At 72.3% G+C, this 15,238-nt stretch carries 14 protein-coding genes; 13 read left to right on the top strand and 1 reads right to left on the bottom strand.

Annotation, left to right across the window (positions count from 1 at the left end):
- The first annotated feature begins 27 nt into the window (after nucleotides 1–27).
- Nucleotides 28–1,506 (top strand): NAD(P)/FAD-dependent oxidoreductase, encoded by a 1,479-nt coding sequence (locus tag AC0665_RS25950; protein ID WP_478705880.1) that lies wholly within the window; start codon nucleotides 28–30, stop codon nucleotides 1,504–1,506.
- The gene (locus AC0665_RS25945) at nucleotides 1,503–2,828 is read left to right on the top strand and encodes an MFS transporter (RefSeq protein ID WP_478705879.1); all 1,326 of its coding nucleotides are present in this window, start codon (nucleotides 1,503–1,505) and stop codon (nucleotides 2,826–2,828) included. Before AC0665_RS25950 ends, AC0665_RS25945 begins: the two co-directional genes overlap by 4 nt.
- Here the strand turns inward: AC0665_RS25945 and AC0665_RS25940 are convergent.
- The gene (locus AC0665_RS25940) at nucleotides 2,806–4,041 is read right to left on the bottom strand and encodes an MFS transporter (protein WP_478607011.1); all 1,236 of its coding nucleotides are present in this window, start codon (nucleotides 4,039–4,041) and stop codon (nucleotides 2,806–2,808) included. The genes AC0665_RS25945 and AC0665_RS25940 overlap by 23 nt on opposite strands.
- 132 nt (nucleotides 4,042–4,173) lie before the next feature.
- Between AC0665_RS25940 and AC0665_RS25935 the strand changes: the two genes are divergently transcribed.
- From AC0665_RS25935 to AC0665_RS25885, 11 genes are all read left to right on the top strand, one after another.
- Entirely contained in the window at nucleotides 4,174–4,695 is a 522-nt protein-coding gene (locus tag AC0665_RS25935) for a TIGR03086 family metal-binding protein (protein WP_478705878.1), read from the top strand.
- Nucleotides 4,688–4,879, top strand: coding sequence for a hypothetical protein (locus tag AC0665_RS25930; protein WP_478705877.1), 192 nt, complete (start codon nucleotides 4,688–4,690; stop codon nucleotides 4,877–4,879). The genes AC0665_RS25935 and AC0665_RS25930 overlap by 8 nt, the downstream gene beginning before the upstream one ends.
- Before the next feature lie 253 nt (nucleotides 4,880–5,132).
- On the top strand, nucleotides 5,133–5,792 hold the full coding sequence (locus tag AC0665_RS25925; protein WP_468637661.1) for a GntR family transcriptional regulator: 660 nt from the start codon (nucleotides 5,133–5,135) through the stop codon (nucleotides 5,790–5,792).
- Nucleotides 5,789–6,700: a dihydrodipicolinate synthase family protein gene (locus tag AC0665_RS25920; RefSeq protein WP_468637662.1), complete on the top strand. Its 912-nt coding sequence runs from the start codon at nucleotides 5,789–5,791 to the stop codon at nucleotides 6,698–6,700. The genes AC0665_RS25925 and AC0665_RS25920 overlap by 4 nt, the downstream gene beginning before the upstream one ends.
- Nucleotides 6,697–8,427, top strand: a complete 1,731-nt coding sequence (gene araD, locus AC0665_RS25915; RefSeq protein ID WP_468410914.1) for an L-arabinonate dehydratase — start codon at nucleotides 6,697–6,699, stop codon at nucleotides 8,425–8,427. Before AC0665_RS25920 ends, araD begins: the two co-directional genes overlap by 4 nt.
- A 128-nt stretch (nucleotides 8,428–8,555) precedes the next feature.
- A complete protein-coding gene (locus AC0665_RS25910; protein WP_363121603.1) occupies nucleotides 8,556–9,491 on the top strand; it encodes a carbohydrate ABC transporter permease in 936 nt (311 codons plus the stop codon).
- A complete protein-coding gene (locus tag AC0665_RS25905) occupies nucleotides 9,488–10,384 on the top strand; it encodes a carbohydrate ABC transporter permease (protein WP_366051086.1) in 897 nt (298 codons plus the stop codon). The genes AC0665_RS25910 and AC0665_RS25905 overlap by 4 nt, the downstream gene beginning before the upstream one ends.
- Entirely contained in the window at nucleotides 10,381–11,667 is a 1,287-nt protein-coding gene (locus AC0665_RS25900; protein WP_478705876.1) for a pectate lyase family protein, read from the top strand. The genes AC0665_RS25905 and AC0665_RS25900 overlap by 4 nt, the downstream gene beginning before the upstream one ends.
- Before the next feature lie 20 nt (nucleotides 11,668–11,687).
- Nucleotides 11,688–12,851, top strand: a complete 1,164-nt coding sequence (locus AC0665_RS25895; RefSeq protein ID WP_478705875.1) for a Gfo/Idh/MocA family protein — start codon at nucleotides 11,688–11,690, stop codon at nucleotides 12,849–12,851.
- Nucleotides 12,848–13,693, top strand: coding sequence for a DUF6807 domain-containing protein (locus AC0665_RS25890; RefSeq protein ID WP_478705874.1), 846 nt, complete (start codon nucleotides 12,848–12,850; stop codon nucleotides 13,691–13,693). The genes AC0665_RS25895 and AC0665_RS25890 overlap by 4 nt, the downstream gene beginning before the upstream one ends.
- Nucleotides 13,690–15,210, top strand: a complete 1,521-nt coding sequence (locus AC0665_RS25885) for a glycoside hydrolase family 43 protein (RefSeq protein ID WP_478606996.1) — start codon at nucleotides 13,690–13,692, stop codon at nucleotides 15,208–15,210. Before AC0665_RS25890 ends, AC0665_RS25885 begins: the two co-directional genes overlap by 4 nt.
- The last annotated feature ends 28 nt before the right edge of the window (nucleotides 15,211–15,238 follow it).

Genomic DNA, 15,238 nt, shown 5'->3' with positions numbered 1-15,238 from the left:
CACCCAGTCGAGGAGACGACCAGGCACATGACCACGCCAGACACAGCCATCGTGGGCAACGGGGTCCTCGCCCTTTCCACCGCCTTGGAGCTGACGCGCAGGGACGCCTCCCTCTCGGTCACCGTCATCGGGCCGCGGGACCGGGAGGGCGCGGCCACCCCGGCATCCGGCGCGATGCTCAACTGCTTCGCCGAGATCACCAAGTACACGCTGGCCTCGGACGCCTCGCGGGCCAAGTTCGAGATGTGCCGGGACTCCCTGGCACTCTGGCCCGGCTGGCTCGACCTGATCCGCGAGGTGTCGGGACACGACCGGCCGCACACCGTTTCCGGCACCGTCGTCATCGAGAACGCGGTCTCCGGTGACCTGGACTCCGAGAACTTCGACGCGATGCTGGACGCGGCCGCCAAGTACGGGGAGGCGCACGAGCTCATCAGCCCGCGCGGTATCGCGGGCCTGGACCCCACACCGACCGCCCGGCCCCTGAGAGCCCTGTTCCTCCCCGCGGAGAACGCGGTCGACAGCGGCGCGGTCTACGACGCACTCCGGGCGGCCCTGGTCGCGCGGGGTGTGCGCTTCGTGGACCAGCCCGTCGCCGCGCTCACCCGCGACGGCGACCGGGTGACCGGCGCGACCCTGCAGGACGGCACACACATCCCGGCGGGCACGATCATGGTGGCCGCCGGAGCGTTCACGACCCCCCTGCTCGACACCGTGCTCGGCCCGCACGACGTCCAGCCCGTCTTCTCCGGCACCGGCATCGCCACCGTCACCCAGCGGCTCGGTGCCGGGCAGTTCGGCCATGTCGTGCGCACCGTCAACCGGGCCGGTTCCTGCGGACTGCACGCCGTCCCGTTCCCCGGTGGACGTGACTACGTCGGTGCGACCAACGTGGTCTTCGCGACCCCGCGCACCCGCCCCTCCGCCGGCCTCAGCCACTTCCTCCTGCAGTGCGCCATCGACCAGTTGAACAACGACTTCGCCTTCGCGCAGATCGAGCAGTGGCGCGTCGGCAACCGCCCGGTCGCCCTCGACACCTTCCCCCTGATCGGCCCGGGGCCCCTGGACGGGCTGCACATCGCGACCGGCACCTATCGCGACGGATTCCACAACAGCCCGCTGATCGCCCGCATCATGGCCGACGGCATACTCGGCGGCACCTCGTCCTACGACCACCCCTTCCGCCCCGGACGCCGCCCCATCAGCGTGCTCACGGCGGCCGAGAGCGCGGGGGAGACGGCGTACCAGGGAGCGTGCACCGGGTTCGAGGCCTCCCTCGTCCTGCCCCGGCTCTGGCGGCACGACGCGGTTCCCGCGCTGTTCGCCGCCGGCGCCGTCCGCATGTACGAGGATCTCGGCTCGTCTGACGGACTGTCTCCCGATATCGTTCCGTTCCTGGTCGCGGGCGCGTTCAGCGAGGACGGCCCGGACCGGGACGCGTATCTGCGGGTGAAGTCGCTGCTCGCCGATCGGGGGGCCTCATCGGGACTGGAGACGGTGCGTTGACGACGGATTCGGCCGAGCTCGCGCAGGACCACACCGGGGAGCCGGGCGACCCCCCGTCGTCCCTGCGCGTGGCGAGGAGCGTGTCGCGCCCCTTCTACCTGTACGCGGTGCTCGCGAACTCCCTCTTCCAGCGCGGGGTGTTCGTCCTCTACCTGGTCCACCAGGGTTTCTCCGCAGCGCAGATCGCCGTGCTCCAGACGCTGCTGTACATCGTCAGCGCACTGGCCGAGGTGCCGACCGGGTTCATCGCGGACCGGGTGGGCCGCAGGGCGAGCATCGTCATCGGACAGGCGCTGATCGGCGCCTGCCTCATCGGCCAGGTGACGCTCTCGGGGTACGCCGCGTTCGTGGTGCTCTTCGCGCTTCAGGGCATCGGCATGGCCTGTGTCTCCGGCGCGGAGACCGCCCTGCTCTACGACCTCCTCAGGCGCCGCGGGGCCGAGACGCACTACGTGAAGGTCAAGTCCCGGTACGCCACGTTCGGCGCCACCACCATGGCCCTGGCCATCGCGCTGGGAGGCAGCCTGCAGCAGCTCTCCTGGGAACTCGTCTACCTGGCCTCGGCGGGCGCCCTGCTGCTCGCGGCGGCGGTGCTGCTGACCCGGGTCCCCGAGGTCCGCGGACAGGACGCCGCGGATCTCGACGAAGCCGACGAGCCGGTGGACGACACGGCGGAACAGCCCTCCGCGGACCCCGCCGCTTCGTCCGCACGGCCGGACGCCAAGCTGGGCAAGGCGGCCGTGATCCGCCGGCTGACCCCCCGGCTGGCCTCGCTGGTCGTGGTGTCCGCTCTGATGCACGCCACCACGACCCCGTATTTCATCTTCACCCAGGAGACCCTCAGCCATCAGGGCGTCGCCACCTCCCTGGTCAGTGTCGTGATGTCGGCCGGCTACCTGATCGGCGGCTTCGCCCCGCTGCTGGCGGACCGGGCGGACAAACGGCTGGGCGTGCACCTGCTCGTGCCGCTGACCCTGCTGGTGCTCGTGGCCGCACTCGGATTCACCAGCCTCGGCCTGGCCTGGCTCACGGTCGCTGTGTTCCTGCTCGCCGTCGGCGCCCCGGACATCACCGCGGTGGTCGTGGACAACGTCTTCAACGAGGGGGTCCCCTCCCGCTACCGGGCGAGTCTGCTGTCCATCATCACGTTCGTGGAGTCCCTGATGATCGGCTGCGGGTACCTCGCCCTGGGATGGCTGGTCGACCGGGCGGGGCCGAACCACGGCCTCGCCTGGTACGCGCTCGTCCCCGCGCTGGCCCTCGCGCTGAGTGTCCCGGCCCTGCGGAAGGGGACGTGGGTCAAGGGCGAGAAGACGGGCTGACACCCGCCCCAGCCGACGACCCGCCGGCGGACGGCGACCGCAGCACGGCCGCCGTCACCAGCAGGACGACGCCCAGGGCCACCAGCACCGGCCGGTGGCCCACCGGTGTGACCAGGGCCGCCCCGGCGGCCAGTCCGACCACGTTCGGCGCGTACACCAGCGTGTGCGCGGTGGCCGTGACACGGCCCAGCAGCGCACTCGGCGTCTCGCGCTGCACGGACGTCAGCGCGGCGATCAGCACCGCGGGCAGCCCCATGCCGATCGCCGCGCCGCACACCAGCGCCACCGCGTCCGACGGCACCGCCCGCAGGGCCACCGCCACGGCCAGCAGGGCGATGCCGGACGCCGCGAAGCGCCGTGCGCCCAGGCGGCGCAGGGCGGCGCCGGAGAGCAGGCCGACCGCGACGGAACCGGCGCCCTGCACGGCGTACAGCACACCGGCGTACGCGGGGGAGTGCCCGAGGTCTTCGACGACGGCGTACACCATCGCCCCGTTCACACCGGCGCACAGCATGGTCGCGCCGCCCGCCAGGACCAGGGGACGCAGCACCGGGTGCGCCCACAGGTGCCGGACGCCCTCGGCGGTCCGCGGGCGACCGGTTCCGGTGGGCGGCCCGGGCGGGTCCTCCCGTACGCGCAGCGCCGCGTACAGGCCCGTGGCCAGCACGAACGTGACCGCGTCCAGGACGACGACACCGGCGCCGCCGTACGCCGCGTACAGGCCAGCGCCCGCCAGGGGGGCCAGGAGCTTCATGCCCTCGGCGGCGGTCGTGCGCAGGCCGTTGAAGTCGCCCAGCAGGGACGGGTCGACCGCGCCGGCCACGAGCGCCGACTCGGCCGCGTCGTGGACGACGCCCGCCACGCCGTACACGACCAGTACCGCGTACAGCAGCCACAGGTCGCCCGGGGTGTCGACGCTCACGAGGGCGAGCAGCAGCGTGGCCAGGAGCAGGTTCACGCCGATCAGCAGGGGCTTGCGGCGCACCCGGTCGGCGAGCGTGCCCAGCAGCGGTCCGGCCAGGGCCGGCAGCCACAGGGCGAGCATGCACAGCGCGGCCATCCCGTCCGAGCCGGTCAGGTCCTTCACCCACACGCCGGACGCCAGCCACAGCGCCGAGGTGCCGAAGCCGGACACCACCACGCCGGAGAGGCAGAGCCCGCAGTCGCGGTCGCGCAGGACGCGCGACAGGGGCCGGGTCGTCTTGGTCGTCATGCCCGGCCATCGTGCGGCTGAGGCCCCGGGCGGCGGATCGGGCAGGTTCCTCGGTCCGGGCCCGGGCGGGGGATGAGTTCCGGGGCCGGTGTCGGTCTACCTCCCGAGACGACACTCCCAAGGAGCAGCCCCATGACGGACCCCACCAAGACGGCCGGTGCGCCCCTCGACCTCCGGCCCCAGACGCAGGCCCTGGCGCGGCTCGTCGCCGGCGTCACCGACGCGCAGCTCGCCGATCCGACGCCCTGCCCCAAGTACGAGGTGCGCCATCTCCTCGGCCATCTGGCGGGGCTGGCCGCCGCCTTCCGGGACGCGGCCCGCAAGGACCTCGGTGCCACGACCGACACCAGCCCGGACTCCGCGCTCCCCGACCTCGCGCCCGGCTGGCGCGAGGAGCTGCCCGAGGTCCTCGCCGGCCTGGGCGAAGCCTGGCGCGACCCGGCCGCCTGGACCGGTATGACCAGGGCCGGGGGCGTCGACCTGCCCGGCGAGGTCGCGGGCCTCGTCGCCGTCGACGAACTGGTCGTCCACGGGTGGGATGTGGCCCGCGCGACCGGCCAGGCACGCTCCGTCCGCTGCGCTCCCGGAGCTGCGGAGCGGAAGCCGCCCTCACGGGGCCGTAGGCCTTGGCCGCGTAGCGGCCCGGGTGGCTAGGAGCGCCTATGCCCCGGACCCGGCCGCGCTCCGGGTCTGCCACGACTTCCTCGCCGCCTCCGCCGACGACCCCCAGCGCGGGGCCGTCTTCGGCCCCGTGGTCGCCGTCGACGCGGACGCCTCCCTGCTCGACCGCGCGATCGGGCTGAGCGGGCGGGACCCGGGCTGGACGCGCGCCCTGTAGGACACACCCGAGCCGGGAGCACCGAACGGGGAGCACCAAGCCGGGACGCACCACGCCAGAAGGCGGCACCTCCGAACGCATCACCCCAGAAGGCACTTCGTAGAAAGCGATTTCACCTTCCTCTGTCGAAAGCATTGACGAACCCCACGCGCCCTCCTACCGTCATCGCGTCGTACTTCGTACGTCATATATGAGACGCGATACGCGAGATCCGATACGCGATCCCCCGGGACGCGAGATCCGAGAGGCGCGCATGACCTCTGTGCCCACGCCGATCCCCTCCCGCACGCAGTACGTGCTGGAAGGGATCAAACACCGCATCCTCACCGGGCAGTTGACCCCCGGACAGGCGCTGGTCGAGACCGAGCTCGCCGCGCAGTTCGGGGTGTCCAAGACCCCGGTGCGCGAGGCGCTCAAGACCCTCGCCGGCACCGGCCTGGTCGTGATGAGCCAGTACAAGGGCGTCACCGTGCGCCTGGTGGACGCGGACATGGCGCGCGAGGTCTACGACGTACGGCTGCTGCTGGAGCCCGAGGCGCTGCGCCGGGCCGTGCAGCGCGGGGCGTCCCTGGACGCCGCCCGTGACGCGCTGACCCGCGCCGACGTCGCCACCGACACCGCCGAACGCTCCCTCGCCAACCGGGAGTTCCACCGCTCCCTGTACCTGCCATGCGGCAATCCGCTGCTCGGCCGGATGCTCGACGAGGTCCGCGACCAGGCCGCTCTCGTCTCCGCCGTCGCCTGGGCCGCCTCGCCCTCCTGGGAGCGGGAGGCCGGCGAGCACCGGGAGATCCTGCGGCTCGCCCTCGACGGCGACGCCGATGGCGCGGCGCGTGCCCTGCACGCCCACATCGCGTCCTTCGTGCGGCGCGCCTTTCCCGAGGCAGGACTGGAACAGGAAGGTCAGCAATGAGCAGCGTGGCGTTCGAGACCCAGCGGGCGGCCCTGGCCGACGTGGTGGCGATCCCGGTGACCCCGTTCGCCGAGGACGGCTCCGTCGCCCAGGACACCCACCGAGCCCTGCTGCGCCGCCTGCTCGACGGGGGCATCACCACCCTCACCCCCAACGGCAACACCGGCGAGTTCTACGCCCTGACCCCCGAAGAGCGCCGTCTGGTCACGGAACTGACGATCGACGAGGCCGGGGAGCGGGCCGTGATCCTGGTCGGCGTGGGACACGACATCCCGACCGCCGTCGCCTCCGCCCGGCACGCCCGGGAACTCGGCGCGCAGATGGTGATGGTCCACCAGCCGGTCCACCCGTACGTCTCCCAGGCCGGCTGGGTCGACTACCACCGCGCCGTCGCCGAGGCCGTGCCCGAGCTGGGCGTCGTGCCGTACATCCGCAACGCGCAGCTCACCGGGGCCCGGCTCGCCGAACTCGCCGACAGCTGCCCGAACGTCATCGGCGTGAAGTACGCCGTCCCGGACGCGGCCAGGTTCGCCGCGTTCGCCCGGGACGCCGGCCTGGAACGGTTCGTGTGGGTCGCGGGACTCGCCGAGCCCTACGCCCCCTCCTACTTCTCGGCGGGCGCCACCGGCTTCACCTCGGGGCTGGTGAACGTCGCCCCGGCGGTCTCCCTGAACATGATCGAGGCGCTGCGTTCCGGCGACTACCCGGCCGCGATGAAGGTCTGGGAGCAGATCCGCCGCTTCGAGGAGCTGCGTGCCGCGGGCGGCTCCGCCGACAACGTCACCGTCGTCAAGGAGGCCCTCGCCTCCCTCGGGCTGTGCCGCCGCGAGGTCCGTCCGCCGAGCCGGATCCTCCGGGAGGAGCAGCGCGCCGAGGTCGCCGCGATCGCCGCGGGGTGGTCGATATGACCGGCCGGCTCGCCCCCGAGGACCTCAGGAGCCACCAGTGGTACGGCGTCGAGGGCCAGTTGCGCACCTGGTCGCACAACGCCCGGATGCGCCAGCTCGGTTACGAGGCGGAGGAGTACCGGGGCCGCCCGGTGATCGCCGTCCTGAACACCTGGTCCGACATCAACCCCTGCCACGTGCATCTGCGCGAGCGGGCCGAGGCGGTCAAGCGGGGGGTCTGGCAGGCCGGCGGCTTCCCGCTGGAGTTCCCCGTCGCGACGCTCTCCGAGACGTACCAGAAGCCGACCCCGATGCTCTACCGCAACCTCCTGTCCATGGAGACGGAGGAGCTGCTGCGGTCGTACCCGGTCGACGCGGCGGTGCTGCTCGGCGGCTGCGACAAGTCGACGCCCGCGCTGCTCATGGGCGCGGCCTCGGCCGACGTGCCGGCGCTCTTCGTGCCCGCGGGGCCGATGCTGCCGGGCCACTGGCGCGGTGAGACCCTCGGCTCCGGCACCGACATGTGGAAGTACTGGGACGAGCACCGCGCGGGCAACCTGACCGACTGCGAACTGCGAGAACTCCAGGGCGGACTGGCGCGTTCCCCCGGTCACTGCATGACCATGGGGACCGCGTCGACCATGACCGCGGCGGCGGAAGCCCTCGGCATGACGCTGCCGGGCGCCTCCTCGATCCCGGCCGTCGACTCCGGGCACGAGCGGATGGCCGCCGCCTCCGGGCGCCGTGCCGTGGAGCTCGCCTGGACCGCGCTGCGGCCGTCCCGGATCCTCACCCGCGAGGCCTTCGAGGACGCCGTCACCACCGTGCTCGGACTCGGCGGCTCCACCAACGCCGTCATCCACCTGATCGCGATGGCGGGACGCTGCCGGGTCGAGCTCACCCTCGACGACTTCGACCGCATCGCCCGAACGGTGCCGGTCCTCGCCAATGTCAGGCCCGGCGGCCGGACGTACCTCATGGAGGACTTCCACTTCGCCGGCGGCCTGCCCGCGTTCCTCTCCCGCGTCACCGACCTGCTGCACCTGGACCGGCCGACCGTCAACGGCACGCTGCGGGAGCAGCTCGCGGGCGCCGTCGTCCACAACGACGACGTGATCCGCACCCGCGAGAACCCGGTGGCCGCCGAGGGCGGGGTGGCCGTCCTGCGCGGCAACCTCTGCCCGGACGGCGCGGTCATCAAGCACATCGCCGCCGAGCCGCACCTGCTCAAGCACACCGGCCCCGCCGTCGTCTTCGACGACTACAAGAGCATGCAGCGCACGATCGACGACCCCGGGCTGGACATCACCGCCGACAGCGTGCTGGTGCTGCGCAACGCCGGGCCCAAGGGCGGACCGGGCATGCCCGAGTACGGCATGCTGCCGATTCCCGACCGCCTGCTCAAGCAGGGCGTACGGGACATGGTCCGGATCTCCGACGCCCGCATGAGCGGCACGAGTTACGGCGCGTGCGTGCTGCACGTCGCGCCCGAGTCGTACGTCGGCGGACCGCTCGCCCTCGTACGGACCGGCGACGGCATCACCCTCGACGTCGAGGCGCGCACCCTCCACCTCCACGTCGACGACGCGGAACTGGAGCGGCGCAGGGCCCGGTGGACCCCGCCGCCCACCCGCTACGAGCGCGGCTACGGCGCGCTCTACAACGAGCAGATCACGCAGGCCGACACCGGCTGCGACTTCGAGTTCCTGGCCCGGCCCGGCACGGTGCAGGACCCGTACGCGAGCTGACAGCACGCCCCACGCCCCACCGCACCGCCTTCGCTCCGCAGCACGACCCGGCACGACCCTGCCCGGGGAGAAAGCGCTTCCTGGGCACGCACCGACGTACCACGACGTACTGAGATCGGAGAACAGTCATGGCCCAAGCCGCAGCCGTGGCGAAACCGCCCGCGCCACCCCGGCGGCGCCGGGCCTCCGCCACGCCGCGCAGGCTCCCGTACCTGCTGATCGCGCCGGCCGCCCTGCTGATGCTGGGCTTCATCGCCTACCCCGTCATCAGCGTCTTCTACTACAGCCTGCAGCACTACAACCCCACCAAGCCGTGGCGCAACGGCTACGCGGGCTTCGACAACTTCGTCCACGCCTTCACCGAGGACCCCGTCTTCTGGGACACGCTGGTCTTCAGCGCCAAGTGGGTCGTCGTCGAGGTCGGCCTCCAGCTGCTGTTCGGCCTCGCGCTCGCCCTGATCGTCAACCAGACCTTCGTGGGGCGGGGTCTGGGACGCGCCCTGGTCTTCTCCCCGTGGGCCGTCTCCGGCGTCCTGACCTCCGCGATCTGGGTACTGCTCTACAACTCCCAGACCGGCATCACCCGTTACCTCGCCGACATGGGCATCGGCTCCTACGGCACGAGCTGGCTGTCCGACACCTCGACGGTGTTCCCGGCGGCGATCGTGGCCGACCTGTGGCGCGGGGTGCCCTTCTTCGCGATCCTCATCCTCGCCGACCTGCAGTCCGTCTCCAAGGACCTCTACGAGGCCGCCGAGGTCGACGGCGCCAGCCGCCTCAAGCAGTTCTGGCACATCACGCTGCCCCACCTGAAGGACGCCATCATCCTGTCCACGCTGCTGCGCGCGGTGTGGGAGTTCAACAACGTCGACCTGCTCTACACCCTGACCGGCGGCGGGCCCGCGGGCGAGACGACCACCCTGCCGCTGTACATCGCCAACACATCCGTCGACGCCCACAATTTCGGCTACGCGTCGGCCCTGACCACGGTGGCGTTCGTGATCCTGCTGTTCTGCTCGATGGTCTACCTGCGGCTGAGCAAGTTCGGAGGGGAGGGCAAGTGAGCGTCAAGGAAGCCACCAAGACCGCCCCCGCCCCGGTGCGCGACACCCCCGAACCGCCGCGCCCCGCCAAGGGCCACCGCACCTGGGACGAGGCACCCCGCTGGCAGATCTACCTGCCCCTGGGCATCTACCTGCTCTTCACCCTGGTCCCCTTCTACTGGATCCTGCTGTTCTCGCTGCGCCCGGCGGGCTCGACCTCGCTCGTGCCCTGGCCGATGACCTTCGACCACTTCGAGAAGGTCTGGACGGAGCGCAGCTTCGGCACCTACTTCACCAACAGCGTGCTCGTCGGCGTCGCCACCCTGATCATGACGACGCTCGTCGCGCTGGCCGGCGGTTACGCCCTCGCCCGGTTCGACTTCAAGGTCAAGCGGCTGTTCATGCTGGGCATGCTGTGCTCCCAGTTCGTGCCGGGCGCGCTGCTGCTGGTCCCGCTGTTCGAGATCTTCGCCGAGCTGAAGATGATCAACTCGCTCGGCAGCGTCATCCTCGCCGAGACGGTCTTCCAGCTGCCGCTGTCGATGATCCTCATCAGCAACTTCATCAAGAACGTGCCGCCTTCCCTGGAGGAGGCGGCCTGGGTCGACGGATGCAACCGCCTGACGGCCTTTCGCATCGTCGTGCTGCCGCTGCTGCGGCCCGGTCTGATCGCCGTCGGCTCGTTCGCCTTCGTCCACTCCTGGAACCACTTCCTGTTCGCCCTGATGTTCCTGAACAACCCGGACAAGCAGACGATCCCCGTCGGCCTCAACTCCCTGATGAGCGCCGACAGCGTCGACCTGGGCGCGCTCGCAGCGGGCGGCATCATCGCGGCCGTCCCGGTGGTGATCGTGTTCGCCTTCATCCAGAAGTGGCTGATCACCGGGTTCAGCGCGGGGGCGGTGAAGGGATGAGGGGCAGACACCTGGCCGTCGCCGCGGGGCTGCTGGGCGTGCTGTGCCTGCCCGCGCACGCCGAGGCCCGGGACATCGGCCGCGACACCCTTCCCGCACACGACGGCTGGGCCGCCGAGGGAGCGGGCACCACCGGAGGCGCGGCCGCCGACACCGACCACGTGTACACGGTCACCGACCGGGCCGAACTCGTCCGCGCCCTCGACGGCGGCAGCGACACCCCGAAGATCATCAGAATCGCCGGGACGATCGACGCCAACACCGACGACGACGGCGACCGGCTGGACTGCGCCGACTACGCCACCGGCGGCTACGCCCTGAAGAAGTACCTCGCCGCCTACGACCCCCGCACCTGGGGCTCCGCCAAGCCCAGTGGCCCCCAGGAGGAGGCCCGCCAGGCCTCCGCCGCCCGGCAGGCCGAGCGGATCGTGCTGCCCGTCGGCTCGAACACCACCCTCGTCGGCCTCGGCGACTCGGCCGTCCTGAAGGGCGCGAGCCTCCAGGTGAGGAACGCGGACAACGTGATCATCCGCAATCTCGACGTGCGCGACGCCTACGACTGCTTCCCCGTCTGGCAGCCCAACACCGGCGGCCTCGGCGACTGGAAGACGGCCTACGACAACATCTGGCTCACCGGCGCCACCCATGTGTGGGTGGACCACGTGACCCTGAGCGACAAGGGCCACCCGGACGCGAAGGAACCCACCCACTTCGCCCGCAACTACCTGCGCCACGACGGCCTGCTGGACATCACGAACGGCTCCGACCTGGTCACGGTGTCCTGGAGCCGCTTCGCCGGCCACGACAAGGCGATGCTCATCGGCAGCGGCGACACCGCCACCGGCGACCGCGGCAAGCTCCGCGTCACCCTGCACCACAACGCCTTCGCATCCGTCGTCCAGCGCGCCCCACGCGTCCGCTTCGGCCAGGTCCACGTGTACAACAACCGCTACGACATCACCGGCGACGACTACCGCTACTCCCTCGGCGTCTCCACCGAGTCGAGGATGTACGTGGAGAACAACGCCTTCCACGCGCCCGGCCACGTGGAGGTCGCCGACCTGGTCAAGAGCTGGAACGGCAGCGCCCTGCACCAGAGCGGCACGCTCTTCAACGGCTTCCCCGTCGACCTGCTCGCGATCCACAACGCCTACAACTCGGGCAGCGAGCGCGATCTGACGGCCGACGTCGGCTGGACGCCCACCCTGCACGGGCCGATCGACAGCGCCCGGGAGGCCGACCGGGCGGTGGCCCGCGGCGCGGGGGCCGGGAGGATCCCGTGACCGGACGCATGATCGACGCCATGAACGCATCCCCGACCACGCCCCTGCCCGTCGTCCTCGCCGGCGCCCGCGGCCACGGCCGCTGGCACCTGGAGAACATCCGCCGTCTCCAGAAGGACGGCCTCGTCCGGCTCGCCGGTATCTGCGAGCTGACGCCGCTGACCGAGGAGGAACTGGGCGACCTGGGCGCTCCCGAGCAGTCCGCCGACTTCGGCGCCCTGCTGGACGCCACCGACGCCCGGGTCGCGGTGATCTGCACACCGATCCCCACCCACACCGACCTGGCGCTCACCGCGGCCGAACGCGGCGTGCACCTCCTGCTGGAGAAGCCGCCCGCCCCCTCCTACGCCGAGTTCCGCCGGATGGCCGACGGGGTCGCCGCGGCCGGTGTGGTCTGCCAGATCGGCTTCCAGTCACTGGGCTCGCACGCCCTGCCCGCCATCCGCGAACTGCTGCGGGAAGGAGCGATCGGGCACCTGGTCGGACTCGGCGGCGCCGGTGCCTGGGTACGCGACGAGGACTACTTCCGCCGGGCACCCTGGGCGGGCAAGCGGCGGCTGAACGGCGTCGACGTGATCGACGGGGCGCTGACCAACCCCCTCGCCCACGCCGTCGCCACCGCCCTCGCCCTGGGCGGCACGACCCGCGCCGAGGACGTCACCGGCATCGAGACCGAGCTGCTGCGCGCCAACGCCATCGAGTCCGACGACACCTCCTGCGTCCGTGTCACCACCGCGCAGGGTCACCCGGTCACCGTCGCCGCGACCCTGTGCGCCGAGCAGGCGGACGAGCCGTACGTGCTGGTGCACGGCAGCAGCGGCCGGATCACCTTCTGGTACAAGCAGGACCGCGTGCTGCTCCAGCGCGCGGGACACGGCCCGCGGGAGTCCGAGCACGGCCGCACCGACCTGCTCGAGAACCTCGTCGACCACCTCACCACCGGGGCGGACCTGCTGGTCCCGCCGGACGAGACCGGCGCCTTCATGAAGGTCGTCGAGGCCGTCCGCACCGCTCCCGACCCGGCACCGCTGCCGGACACCGCCTGGCACCGCATCCCCGGCGAGAACCGCCGGGTCGTGCCCGGCATCGACGGACTCGTCGCCGCGTCCGCCGACACCCTCTCCCTCTACTCCGAGCTCGGCGCCCCCTGGGCGCACCTGTCGAACGAGGTGAGCACCCGATGACCAGCAACGACACCGCGGTCCTGCGCGTCGCGGGCCGGCCGGTCGGCCGGTACGTCACCCGGCCCGAGCTGCCGGCCCGGCTCTCCCCGCGCCCCTACCTGCACCCCGTCACCACCCTGGCCGGCACGGCCGTGACCGAGCTCGCCCCGGCCGACCACGCACACCACCTCGGCGTCGGTGTCGCCGTTCCCGACGTCGAGGGGTTCAACTTCTGGGGCGGGCGCACCTACGTCCGCGACCAGGGCCCGACCGAGCTCGACAACCACGGCTCGCAGCGGCACGTCGCCTTCCAGCTGCGCGACCCGGACGGCTTCGTCCAGGAACTGCGCTGGGTGGCCGCGGGCGGCGAGCTGCTGCGCGAGCGCCGTACGGTCGCGGCCGGCGAACTCACCGACCAGGCCTGGGCGCTGGACCTGACCTTCTCCCTCACCAACGTCACCGGGGACCCGCTGTCGATCGGCAGCCCCGCGACCAACGGGCGCCCGGGCGCGGCCTACGGCGGGTTCTTCTGGCGGGCCCGCAAGGAGTCCGCCGCGCCGGAGGTCTTCACGGCCCGGGCCGACGGCGAGGAGAAGGTCCACGGCCGCCCCGCCGACTGGCTCGCGCTGCGGGGCGGCACCTGGACGCTGGTCTTCGCCGGCGCCACCGAACAGACCCGGCGCGACCCGTGGTTCGTGCGCACGCGGGAGTACCCGGGCGTCGGGTCCTGTCTGGCGTACGACGAGCGGTTGCCGGTCCCGCCGGGCGGGACCGTGGTGCGCCGGGTGGTCACCGTCGTCGCCGACGGCCGTCTCGACCGGGACGCCGCGGCGGCCCTCGTCCGCAAGGCGGTGAGCCCGTGACCCCCGAGTCCGGTGAGACCTACCGCAACCCGGTCCTCGACGCCGACTGGTCCGACCCGGACGTCGTCCGCGTCGGCGACGACTTCTACCTGACCGCCTCCAGCTTCGGCCGCGTCCCCGGCCTGCCGCTCCTGCACTCCCGGGACCTGGTCAACTGGACCCTGGTCGGACACGCCCTCGAACGCCTCGAACCGGCCGCCGAGTTCGACAGGCCGCGGCACGACTGCGGGGTCTGGGCTCCCTCGCTGCGGTATCACGACGAACGCTTCTGGATCTTCTGGGGCGATCCCGACCAGGGCCTCTTCCAGGTCAACGCCCCGCGGATCCGCGGCCCCTGGACCCGTCCGCACCTGCTGAAGGCGGGCAAGGGCCTGATCGACCCCTGCCCCCTGTGGGACGAGGAGACCGGGGAGGCCTACCTGGTCCACGCGTGGGCCAAGTCCCGCTCCGGCGTCAAGAACCGCCTCACCGGCCACCGGATGAGCCCCGACGGCACCGAGCTCCTCGACGAGGGCAAGGTGATCGTCGACGCCGACCGCATACCCGGCTGGTTCACCCTGGAGGGCCCCAAGCTCTACCGGCACGACGGCTGGTTCTGGATCTTCGCCCCGGCCGGGGGCGTGGAGACCGGCTGGCAGGGCGCCTTCCGCTCGCGCGGCTTCTTCGGGCCGTACGAGGAGCGGATCGTCCTGGAGCAGAAGGACACCGACGTCAACGGCCCCCACCAGGGCGGCTGGGTGCGCACTCCGTCCGGCGAGGACTGGTTCCTGCACTTCCAGCAGCGCGGCCCCTACGGCCGGGTCGTGCACCTCCAGCCGATGCGCTGGGAGCCCGGGGGAGGCTGGCCGGTGCTCGGGGACGACGGCGCCCCCGTCGCCGAACACCGCCGCCCCGCCCTGCCGCCGCAGCCGCCCGCCGCGCCCGCCACCGACGACGACTTCCCCGGCGGACGGTACGGCCGCCAGTGGCAGTGGACGGCCAACCCGCGGCCCGGCTGGGCCACCCAGCACTCCGGGGACGGACTGCGGCTGACCTGCGTCCGCTCGGCCGACACGCACGACCTGCGCAAACTCCCGAACCTCCTCACCCAGCGGCTGCCCGGTGTCCCGTCCGCCGTCGAGGTGGAGCTGCGCCTGCACAGTGAGGAGCCGGGGGCGCGGGCCGGACTCGCGGTGCTCGGGGACGCGTTCGGCTGGATCGGCCTCCAGCGCGGGGCCGACGGCACGGTCCACCTCGTGCACCGGTTCGCCGAGGGGGTCGCCGAGCGGGAGCGTGACGCGGCGCACCCGCGCCCCGCGCCCGAGGGGCGGGTCAGGCTCCGCATCGAGCTGGGCGCCGGGGCCCGCTGCCGCTTCTCCTACGACCTCGGCGACGGACCGTGCCCCTCGGGCCCCGTGTTCGCCGCCACCCCCTGGCGCTGGGTCGGTGCCCTGCTCGGCCTGTTCGCCCTCGCGCCCGTCGGGTCGGGACACGCGGGTGCCGCCACGTTCACGCACTTCCGGATCACCGACCTGTAACCACCGCATCCGTACGCCCATCACGCCT

The organism is Streptomyces sp. NPDC043685 (assembly GCF_056436585.1).
The sequence above is the reverse complement of the archived record's forward strand: the minus strand, read 5'-3'. Positions and strand labels throughout refer to the sequence as shown.